General features: G+C 68.0%; 10 protein-coding genes and 1 pseudogene. 7 read left to right on the top strand and 4 right to left on the bottom strand.

Annotation, left to right across the window (positions count from 1 at the left end; translation table 11 throughout):
- Positions 1-128: 128 nt before the first annotated feature.
- Positions 129-686 (top strand): annotated as a pseudogene (locus tag H7J89_RS20715) (NAD(P)H-dependent flavin oxidoreductase); the annotation flags it as partial.
- On the opposite strand, the gene H7J89_RS20720 reads toward H7J89_RS20715, so the two are convergent.
- From H7J89_RS20720 to H7J89_RS20730, 3 genes are read right to left on the bottom strand one after another with little or no spacing between them, the layout of a single operon-like run.
- Positions 672-1,385 carry a hypothetical protein gene (locus H7J89_RS20720; RefSeq protein ID WP_264046169.1) on the bottom strand — a complete coding sequence of 238 codons (714 nt, stop codon included), beginning with the start codon at positions 1,383-1,385 and terminating at the stop codon, positions 672-674. The pseudogene H7J89_RS20715 and the gene H7J89_RS20720 overlap by 15 nt on opposite strands.
- A gap of 16 nt (positions 1,386-1,401) precedes the next feature.
- A complete protein-coding gene (locus tag H7J89_RS20725) occupies positions 1,402-2,844 on the bottom strand; it encodes a class I adenylate-forming enzyme family protein (protein WP_264046171.1) in 1,443 nt (480 codons plus the stop codon).
- A 10-nt stretch (positions 2,845-2,854) separates the two neighbouring features.
- Positions 2,855-3,544 carry a hypothetical protein gene (locus tag H7J89_RS20730; protein ID WP_264046188.1) on the bottom strand — a complete coding sequence of 230 codons (690 nt, stop codon included), beginning with the start codon at positions 3,542-3,544 and terminating at the stop codon, positions 2,855-2,857.
- A gap of 129 nt (positions 3,545-3,673) precedes the next feature.
- Here H7J89_RS20730 and H7J89_RS20735 point away from each other — a divergent pair, with 129 nt between their 5' ends.
- The 6 genes from H7J89_RS20735 (at position 3,674) to H7J89_RS20760 (ending at position 7,762) form a co-directional block, all read left to right on the top strand.
- Positions 3,674-4,156, top strand: a complete 483-nt coding sequence (locus H7J89_RS20735) for a carboxymuconolactone decarboxylase family protein (protein WP_264046174.1) — start codon at positions 3,674-3,676, stop codon at positions 4,154-4,156.
- Between the two features lie 11 nt (positions 4,157-4,167).
- Positions 4,168-4,797: a nitroreductase family protein gene (locus H7J89_RS20740; RefSeq protein WP_264046175.1), complete on the top strand. Its 630-nt coding sequence runs from the start codon at positions 4,168-4,170 to the stop codon at positions 4,795-4,797.
- The gene (locus H7J89_RS20745; RefSeq protein WP_264046177.1) at positions 4,797-5,291 is read left to right on the top strand and encodes an SRPBCC family protein; all 495 of its coding nucleotides are present in this window, start codon (positions 4,797-4,799) and stop codon (positions 5,289-5,291) included. The genes H7J89_RS20740 and H7J89_RS20745 overlap by 1 nt, the downstream gene beginning before the upstream one ends.
- A gap of 105 nt (positions 5,292-5,396) precedes the next feature.
- Positions 5,397-5,996: an Rv1352/Rv1906c domain-containing protein gene (locus H7J89_RS20750; protein WP_264046179.1), complete on the top strand. Its 600-nt coding sequence runs from the start codon at positions 5,397-5,399 to the stop codon at positions 5,994-5,996.
- Between the two features lie 15 nt (positions 5,997-6,011).
- Positions 6,012-6,983, top strand: coding sequence for an FAD-dependent oxidoreductase (locus H7J89_RS20755; RefSeq protein WP_264046182.1), 972 nt, complete (start codon positions 6,012-6,014; stop codon positions 6,981-6,983).
- Positions 6,980-7,762, top strand: coding sequence for an enoyl-CoA hydratase/isomerase family protein (locus H7J89_RS20760; protein ID WP_264046185.1), 783 nt, complete (start codon positions 6,980-6,982; stop codon positions 7,760-7,762). The genes H7J89_RS20755 and H7J89_RS20760 overlap by 4 nt, the downstream gene beginning before the upstream one ends.
- On the opposite strand, the gene H7J89_RS20765 is transcribed toward H7J89_RS20760, so the two are convergent.
- Positions 7,759-8,151 (bottom strand): phage holin family protein, encoded by a 393-nt coding sequence (locus H7J89_RS20765; RefSeq protein WP_264046186.1) that lies wholly within the window; start codon positions 8,149-8,151, stop codon positions 7,759-7,761. The two genes, H7J89_RS20760 and H7J89_RS20765, sit on opposite strands and share 4 nt — an antisense overlap.
- Positions 8,152-8,312 lie beyond the last annotated feature (161 nt).

An 8,312-nucleotide genomic window follows, 5' to 3' on the forward strand; every position in this document is an offset into this window, starting at 1 on the left:
TACAACCATCAGCGTCGACACAGCGCCGCAGACGGACTGTCGCCCGTCAACTACGAGATCAGGGAAAACAGTCAGAAGCCGGAAGCGGCTTAAGAAACCCTCCACGATCTCAGGGGAAGCACAGTGGGGAGGCCGGTGGCCACGGCATGATCGTCCGGTCCACCTTCACGCTGGTGCCCGATGTCGTCGACCTCGCCGCCGACCGCGCACCGGACACGCTCGTGCTGGCCGCGGGCGGGGTGACCGACGGGCGCGGCCTGGCCGCCGCGCTGGCGCTCGGCGCCGACGGCGCGCTTGTCGGCACCAGGTTCTGGGCGTCGCCGGAGGCGTTGGTGTCCCCCCGCGCGCACGAGCGAGCGCTGACGGCCGGCGGCGACGATACCGTTCGCACGCGCGCCTATGACCTTGTGCGGCGGCTGGATTGGCCGGCCGGATACAACGCGCGGGCGCTCGGCAACGCCTTCCTCGACACCTGGCACGGCAACGAGGATGCGCTGGCCGCGTCGCTGCCCGACGCGGTGGCCGACTACGAAAAAGCCGTCGCAGCTGAGGATTTCGACACCGCCGCCATTCTCGTCGGGGAAGGGGTGGGGCTCATTGACGATGTCCGGCCGGCCGCTGACATCGTGCACGACATGGTCCGCGACGCGGCGCGAATCCTCAACAAAGATTCAGTACAGCGGTGACCAGTCCGACGTGCGCAGCAGGCGGCTTTCCCACTGGTCGCGGTATTTCAGCGCCTCGACCATATAGCTGCCGGGCTTCCGGTGCTCGGGCGCAGTCTCGGTTGTCAGCAGGTGGACGAGCGCCGCATAGTTGTTGAAGTTCTCAATTTTCTGCCACAGCATCGCTTCTCGTCGGCGGTAACTGCCGTGGGCGACCTGAAAGCACGCTTGGATATCGAGGATCCGCATCTCTTTTGGGGCTTTGGACAGCAGCCGGTAATAGATCTCGTCCCACATCCGGATGTAGTCATCGAGCGCGGCGTCGGGCCAGCCGGTGTCTTCCATGAACAGGCTAAGGGGGTGGGTCGCGCCGTCGGTGGGCACCGTCGCTAGGTCGACCGTCTGCAGCGGCGACCAATCGACCGGCAGCAGCAGCTTGCCGGTCACTTCGTGGCGCAGGTTGTCCAGCTTGCGCATCAACGGGTTGAGATCCCCGCTCTGCGCGCGGCGAGCAAGTCGTTCCCAGGCCGCGCCGTCGACGATGCCAGTGATGGTGACCACGTTGTAGGACAGCCCGGACCCGTGGGCGTGATTGGTGTACCAGAGCAGCCGGGCGTCGTCGCCGGCGGCGAGCATCGGCATCCAGCCCTCGCGGTAAGCGGCCTCGAATTCGTCCTGTCGGGCGCCGACCACTTTGTGGGTCTCGTGTAGGAACAGCATGCCGAACTCCTTGCCGTCAAGCGTCTTTGGCGATCAGCGCGGCGAGCTCGCGGCGGTTCACCTTGCCGGTCGAGCTGTAGGGGATGTACTCGACGATCGCCAGCCGCTCGGGCAGTTTGAAGTGGGCGATCAACTCGCGACAGTGCGCTCGCAGCTGTTCTAGGGTCACTGGCGCGCACGCCATCACGGCCGCCCCCACTCGCTGGCCGAGCTCGTCGTCGGGGATTCCGGCGACCGCGACGTCGCGCACCGCCGGGTGGGACCGAAGCGCTTCCTCCACCTCGATCGGCCCGAACTTCTCGCCGCCACGGTTGATGGTGTCGCTGAGCCGTCCGCTCGGGAAGAGGTAGCCGTCGGGGTCTTGGCGGGCGAGGTCACCGGTGCGCAGCCAGCCTTCGGTGACGTTCTGGACGGTGTTCACCCACAACTCGCCGACCGTTCCGGGCTCGACATCCTCTCCCGTCTCGGGGTCCACCACTCGCACGTCGACACCGGGCAGCGGCCGGCCGACCGATCCCGCGCGGGCCGGATCGCGGTGATCGGCGGGCAGCAGCGTCGTGTAGGCGCCGAGGGTCTCGGTCTGCCCGAATACGTTGGCGAACGCCACGTGTGGGAGGGCGTCCATCGCCCGGCGCACCAAACTGATGGGTGCGGCGGCGGCGCCGTAGGCGACCGCGACCAGAGACGACAAGTCGGTGGCGGCGAAGTCGGGATGGTCGAGGATGCGCTGCAGCATCGCGGGAACCAGGAACGTGGTGCTCACCCGATGCTCGGACACCAGGCGCAACCACTCGCCCGCGTCAAAGCGCTGCTGCACCACCGACGTGTTGCCCGAGTACAAACTGCCGAGCGTGCCCAGCGCACCCCCGACATGGAAGAACGGGACGCACATCATCCCCACCGAGGGTCTGGCGTCGGCCCGGAACGGTGCCGCCATCCCCTTGATCCGCTTTGTCAGCTGCCGGCCACCGATACCGATGGCCTTCGGGAGTCCCGTTGTCCCGCTGGTGAAAAGGACCAAGGCGTCGCGGTCAGCGTCGTCGCCGGACGGCGACGCTGGCGAGCCGGCGCCCTCCAGCAGATCGCTGCCCGTGACCACCGTCGGCGCACCGGCCTCGCGGACCCGTTCGGCGTACGGCTCCCCCGCGACGGCCACCTCGGCACAGCCCGCGCTCGTCAAGAGCCTGTGGAGTTCGGGCGGGGTCAGCGCGGGGTTCATCAGCGCCGCCGCGGCACCGATGCGGGCCGCCCCCAACACCGTCGCGATCGAGAGCACACTCCCGCCGTCGACAACGGCGACACGTTGGCCGGCGGCTACGCCGCGCTCGGCCAGGCCGGCGGCGCACCGGTCCACGGTGGTCGCCAGCTCGCCGTAGCCGATCGAGTGCCCATTGACGATGAGCGCAACGCGGACGGGATCGCCATTGGCGGCGGCCTCGAGCATCGTTGCGATAGTCATCGTGTGCGGCTCAGTAGAAGGGCGACCATGCGGAGGTGCGCAGCAGCCGGCTGGTCCACTGGTCGCGCAGGTCGAGGGCGTCGTGCATCCAGGTGCCCGGGGCGCGGTACTCGGCGGGGATCCGGGTCTGGAGCAGCCCGAGCAGCTGGTCGGGCCGCTGAATGCGCTGCATCAGGACGACCTCCCGGTGCGGGTGGCTGCCCAGTGCGGGCTGAAAAGCCGCCTGGATCACCAACATTGACGACGGCCGCTGAAGGCTCTGGGCATACACGTCGCCGCTGCGGGCGATGTATTCCTCGAACTTGTCCGGATAGGGCCACATGGTGTCTTCCATGTAGAGGGTGAGTTCGTGCTCCCGGCCGTCGACCGGCACCTCCTGCCACGTGATTTCCTGCAGCGGCGCCCACGGCAATGGCGCCAGCAGTTTGGCCTCGACGTCGTAGCGCAGGTCGTCCAGCTCGCGCATCCACGCCTGCAAATCACCCTGTTGCACCCGGAGCGCAAGGCGCTCCCACGCCGCCCCGTCCCGAACGGCGGTGACGGTCACGACGGTGTAGGACGGTCCGCTGCCCTGGGCGTGGTCGGCGTACCAGAGCAACCGGGCGTCGTCACCCGCGGCGAGCATGGGCATCCAGCCCTGCCGGAACGCGGCCTCGAAATCGTCTTCGCAGCGGCCGCGCACCTTGTGCACCTCGTGCATGAACAGCACGTCGAGACGGTAACCCCGAACGCGTTGCCGGGTCTACAGGTCTGCGATCGCGCCCTGGACAGCCGAGTTGTGAACTGGTTTGCTCGACTCAGTAATTAACTCACCGGGCAGGAGTTGCCGATGGCCCGTCTCAACGTGCCGGATGGCCCCGGCGGCGAAGCCGCCATGATCTGGACGCTGCGGCCGCCACTCGGCGACATGGTGGAGCGGATGATCCGCGGCGCATACCAGCAGAGCGTTCTGCCGGCAGACGAGCGCGAGCTGGCCAGGATGCGCATCGCCCAGATCAACGACTGCGTGGCCTGCTCGGGCTTTCGGGCCCAGTCGGTGCTGGACGCCGGCGTCACGCCGGAGCTTTACGACAATGTCGCGGCGTACGCCAGCTACCCGGGCTACACGCCCCGCCAACGGCTTGCCATCGAGTACGCCGAGCGCTTCGCCACCGACCACGCCTCGCTGGACGACGCCTTCTTCGAGCGGCTGCGCGAGTCGTTCTCCGACCCCGAGATCCTCGATCTCACCCTCTGCGTCGCGGTATTTCTGGGCCTCGGACGCTCGTTGAGCGTGCTGGGCGTCGACCAGTCCTGCGCAATCGATCTCTAGTAAGGACCCGAATGGACCTGGCGACCGTCGACGAATTGCTGACGACGACGCGGTCGGTGCGAAAGCGCCTCGACTTGGACCGGCCGGTCGGTCGCGAGGTGATCCTCGAGTGCATCCGTCTGGCGATGCAGGCGCCCACGGCGAGCAACGCGCAGGACTGGCGCTGGCTGGTGATCACCGACGCCGGCAAGCGCGCCGCTATCGGCGAGATCTATCGCAGCATCGGCGCCGAATACCTTGCTTACGCGACCAAGCAGGCGTCGGATCCGCAGACCCAGCGCGTGTACGCCGGCGCGCTGACCCTGACCGACACGCTGGGCAAAGTCCCCGTGCACGTGATCCCGTGCCTGGCGAACCGCATCGACAACTCGACTCTGCTGACCGCCGCGTCGGCCTGGGCGTCGATCATCCCGGCGGGCTGGAGTTTCCTGCTCGCCCTGCGGTCGCGGGGGCTGGGATCGGTGTGGACGACCATGCATCTGGCCAAGGAACGGGAAGTGGCCCAATTGCTCGGTATCCCGGACACGGTGACGCAGGCCGCGCTGTTCCCGGTGGCCTACACGATCGGCACCGATTTCCGGCCGGCCACGCGCCCGCCCGCGGAAACCGTGACGTTCTGGGATAGCTGGGGAGACGGCTGATGCAGTCCTACACTGTGCGATTTCACGTCGACGCACCGCCGGCGAAGGTGTGGCGGGTGCTGCATCCGCCCGCGCCGCCCAACGCGCCGCGGCCCCGAGTCCTCGAATGGCCCACCGGCAGCATGGAGATCCTCAACGAGGGCAACGAAGCCGGCGAGGGCCTGGTCCGCACCTGCGTCTACCCGGTGCCCAAGTACCTGCTGTCGGGGGGCCGGGCGCGGTCGTGGGAGACCGTCACCGAGGCCGAAACCAACAAGCTGTCACGCTACGTGGCCGTCGGCGCGCCGCTGTGGTCCCGGGCCGAGGGTTATCACCGACTTGAGGAGCAGCCCGACGGCACCACGGTGCTGACCTTCCACGAGACCTATCACGCCTACAACCCGCTGCTGCGGTTCTTCCTCGAACGCGCGGTGCACGCCAAGATTTCTCGGGACAACCTCGATACGTACGAGCACGCGCTCGGCTACGCCGGCCACGTGCGGCGGCTCCCCTAACGGGTTCGTTGGGCGCCGTGACCATGGGTTACGCATCCAGGGGTGCCGGCCGGCGGATGCCGCTTTGCGTGAATTCGGCTGTTCAGCCCGGTACGCTGACGTGCTATGGGGTTTGAGGCTGGTGTATTTACGGCCGGACGGCTGGCCGTCGCGGGGTTGATGGTTGCGGGCTGGGCGGTGTCGGTGGGCGTCGCGGGGGCCGACCCGGACCCGACGGGTCCCGCACCCGGACCGCCACCGTCGTCGGCGTCACCGGCGCCGTCTCCCGCCGCCTCGTCGGCGCCCGCACCGTCGGCCGCCCCTTCGCCGTCTGCCGGGGCCTCACCGGCCGCCTCGCCGGCACCGGGACCCAAGACGAGCATCGACAAGGACGGCATCTACAACGTCGGGTCCGACATCGTGCCGGGCATCTACAGCTCCGGCGGACCCCTCGACAACGGCACCTGCTACTGGAAGCGGATGGCCAATCCGGACGGCAACATCATCGACAATTCGATGAGCAAGAAGCCTCAGGTTGTGCAGATCGACCCGACCGACAAGGCGTTCAAGACCTCGGGTTGTCAGCCGTGGCAGCTGACCCCGGACGCCGCCCTGCCGCCGACTACACCGCCGGCGGGTGTGCAGAGCACGCTCGGCCTCCTCAACGGCCTGCTCGGCGGCGGCCAGGGCGGGCAACAGCCGCCCTCGCCCGCTCCCCACAACTGACGGTCCTCGCGGGCCGTGGCCAGTGCGCAACAAGCTCTCGTCGTCGGTGCCGGTGTAAGCGGTCTGACGTCGGCCGTGTGCCTGGCCGAGGCCGGCTGGTCGGTGCGAGTCTGGACGGCCGCCACGCCACAGCACACGACCTCGAAGGTGGCGGGCGCGGTATGGCTGCCGCCGCGGCCGGCGGAGCGCGCAAGCGGCACGCTGGATTGGACCGAGCACTCCCTGCGGGTCTTCCGCGAACTCGCGGACGACGCCGACTCGGGCGTTCAACTGTCGCCCGCGATGGCGGTCGGTGAACTGACTGCGGCCGAGGCGATGTCGTCCGCCGCGGCGTTGATCCCCGACCTGCGCCCCGCCGACCCCACCGAGCTTCCGGGCGGCTTTCGCAACGGATTTCGCGCCACGTTGCCGATGATCGACATGCCGCACTATCTCGACTATCTGACCCGGCGGGTGGCCGCGGCCGGGTGCGCAATCGAGGAGCAACCGGTGCGGTCACTGGCCGAGGTCGCCGATGCCGCGCCGATCGTAGTCAACTGCGCCGGTCTGGGGGCCGAATCCCTGACCGGCGACGACACGCTGCGCCCGTTGTTCGGCCAGCACGTCGTACTCACCAATCCCGGTCTGCGGCAACTGTTTCTGGAAATCAACGGCGGGCCGGAGTGGACCTGCTACTTCCCCCACCCACAGCGCGTCGTGTGCGGCGGCATCAGCATCCCCGACCGCCGGGACACCACCCCGGACCCCGGCGTGACCGAACGAATCCTGCACCGCTGCCGCCAGATCGAGCCGCGGCTCGCCGAAGCCGAGGTGATAGAGATCATCACCGGGCTGCGTCCCGACCGCCCCTCGGTGCGGGTGCAGGCCGAGCCGCTGGGACGTGCCCGGTGCATCCACAACTACGGCCACGGCGGCAACGGCGTGACCTTGTCGTGGGGTTGCGCGCGCGACGTGGTCCGCCTGGCCGGTCAGCGGGAGGCGCGGTGAGTATCGACTACAGGTTGGACGCCCACATCGCCACCATCACGATCAACCGTCCCGAAACCCGCAACTCGCTGGACATGGAACACTTCCGCGACCTGGCCCGCGCGTGGGCCGCGTTCCGTGACGACGCCGGCGCCTGGGTCGCAGTGATCACCGGTGTCGCGCAAGACTTTTGCACCGGCGCCGACCTCAAGAAGTTCATCCCCGAACTCACCGGCGACCTGCCGCAGCCCGAAGGGTGGAACAAGGACGACGCCATCCACGCCGTCCTGCACCGCTTCCCCGTCTACAAGCCGATCATCGCCGCGGTCAACGGCACTTGCGTCGCGGGCGGCTTCGAAATGTTGAGCTCCACCGACATCCGCGTCGCCGTGCCCGCCGCGCGATTCGCGGTGATGGAACCCAAGCGGGGCCTTTTCGCCGGTGGCGGCAGCACCGTGCGGTTGCCACGTCAGATGCCCTATCCGATGGCGATGGAGTTGCTGCTGACCGCCGACATGGTGGACGCGCAGCGCGCGCTGGCGATGGGGCTGATCAACCGCGTCGTCCCGCCGGAACGGCTGATGGAGACCGCGTACGACTACGCCGAGCGCATCGCGGCGAACGCGCCGCTCGCGGTGTTCGCGACGAAGCAGTCGGCCGTCGAGGGCCTGGCACTCGACCTCGCGTCGGCGTACGACAACGAAACCCGGCACAGCGACCGCATTTTCGAGACCCAGGACGCCAAGGAGGGTCCGCGGGCCTTCGCCGAGAAGCGTCCGCCGCGGTGGCAGGGCCGCTAGCGCCGGCTGACGTCCCGGATGATCAGCGACAGCACCCAGCTCACGATGGACAACACGATCGCGGCCCAGATCGCCGTCCACCAGAAATGATCGATCTGCAAACCCCAATGTGTGGTGTGCTCGGTGATCCGGGCGGTGATCCACAACATCAGCGCGTTGACGACGACATGGAACAGCCCCAGGGTCAGGATGTACAGCGGGATCGACAAGAACTGGACGATCGGCTTGATGAACGCGTTGACCAGACCGAAGATGACGGCGACGACGAAGATGATGCCGACCCGTTCCAGCTTCGTCTCACCGCCGACGAACGTGATCCCATGGACGAATTTTGTGACCAGCCATAGCGCGAAACCGGTCAGTGCGGCACGAAGCAGGAAAGGGCCCATGCCCAAGATCCTCTCACCAGGCGCGCGCGAAGGGCAGCGGGCCTTGACCCCGGATGGTGGACACGGGATTTGGATTAAGCAGCTTCTGGCAGCGTAGCGAATGTGTGGGTGTTTTCGTAGCTGGCCGGGCTGGAATAGCGGCAGCGGGAGTGCCTCCGTTT

It is taken from the genome of Mycobacterium paraffinicum (assembly GCF_025822865.1).
Classification (GTDB): Bacteria; Actinomycetota; Actinomycetes; order Mycobacteriales; family Mycobacteriaceae; genus Mycobacterium; species Mycobacterium paraffinicum.

Coding starts and splice junctions, on each gene's coding strand:
- H7J89_RS20720 (WP_264046169.1), bottom strand. CDS start 1,385: ATGCTGTTCCTACACGAGACCCACAAAGTGGTCGGCGCCCGACAGGAC.
- H7J89_RS20725 (WP_264046171.1), bottom strand. CDS start 2,844: ATGACTATCGCAACGATGCTCGAGGCCGCCGCCAATGGCGATCCCGTC.
- H7J89_RS20730 (WP_264046188.1), bottom strand. CDS start 3,544: ATGCACGAGGTGCACAAGGTGCGCGGCCGCTGCGAAGACGATTTCGAG.
- H7J89_RS20735 (WP_264046174.1), top strand. CDS start 3,674: ATGGCCCGTCTCAACGTGCCGGATGGCCCCGGCGGCGAAGCCGCCATG.
- H7J89_RS20740 (WP_264046175.1), top strand. CDS start 4,168: ATGGACCTGGCGACCGTCGACGAATTGCTGACGACGACGCGGTCGGTG.
- H7J89_RS20745 (WP_264046177.1), top strand. CDS start 4,797: ATGCAGTCCTACACTGTGCGATTTCACGTCGACGCACCGCCGGCGAAG.
- H7J89_RS20750 (WP_264046179.1), top strand. CDS start 5,397: ATGGGGTTTGAGGCTGGTGTATTTACGGCCGGACGGCTGGCCGTCGCG.
- H7J89_RS20765 (WP_264046186.1), bottom strand. CDS start 8,151: ATGGGCCCTTTCCTGCTTCGTGCCGCACTGACCGGTTTCGCGCTATGG.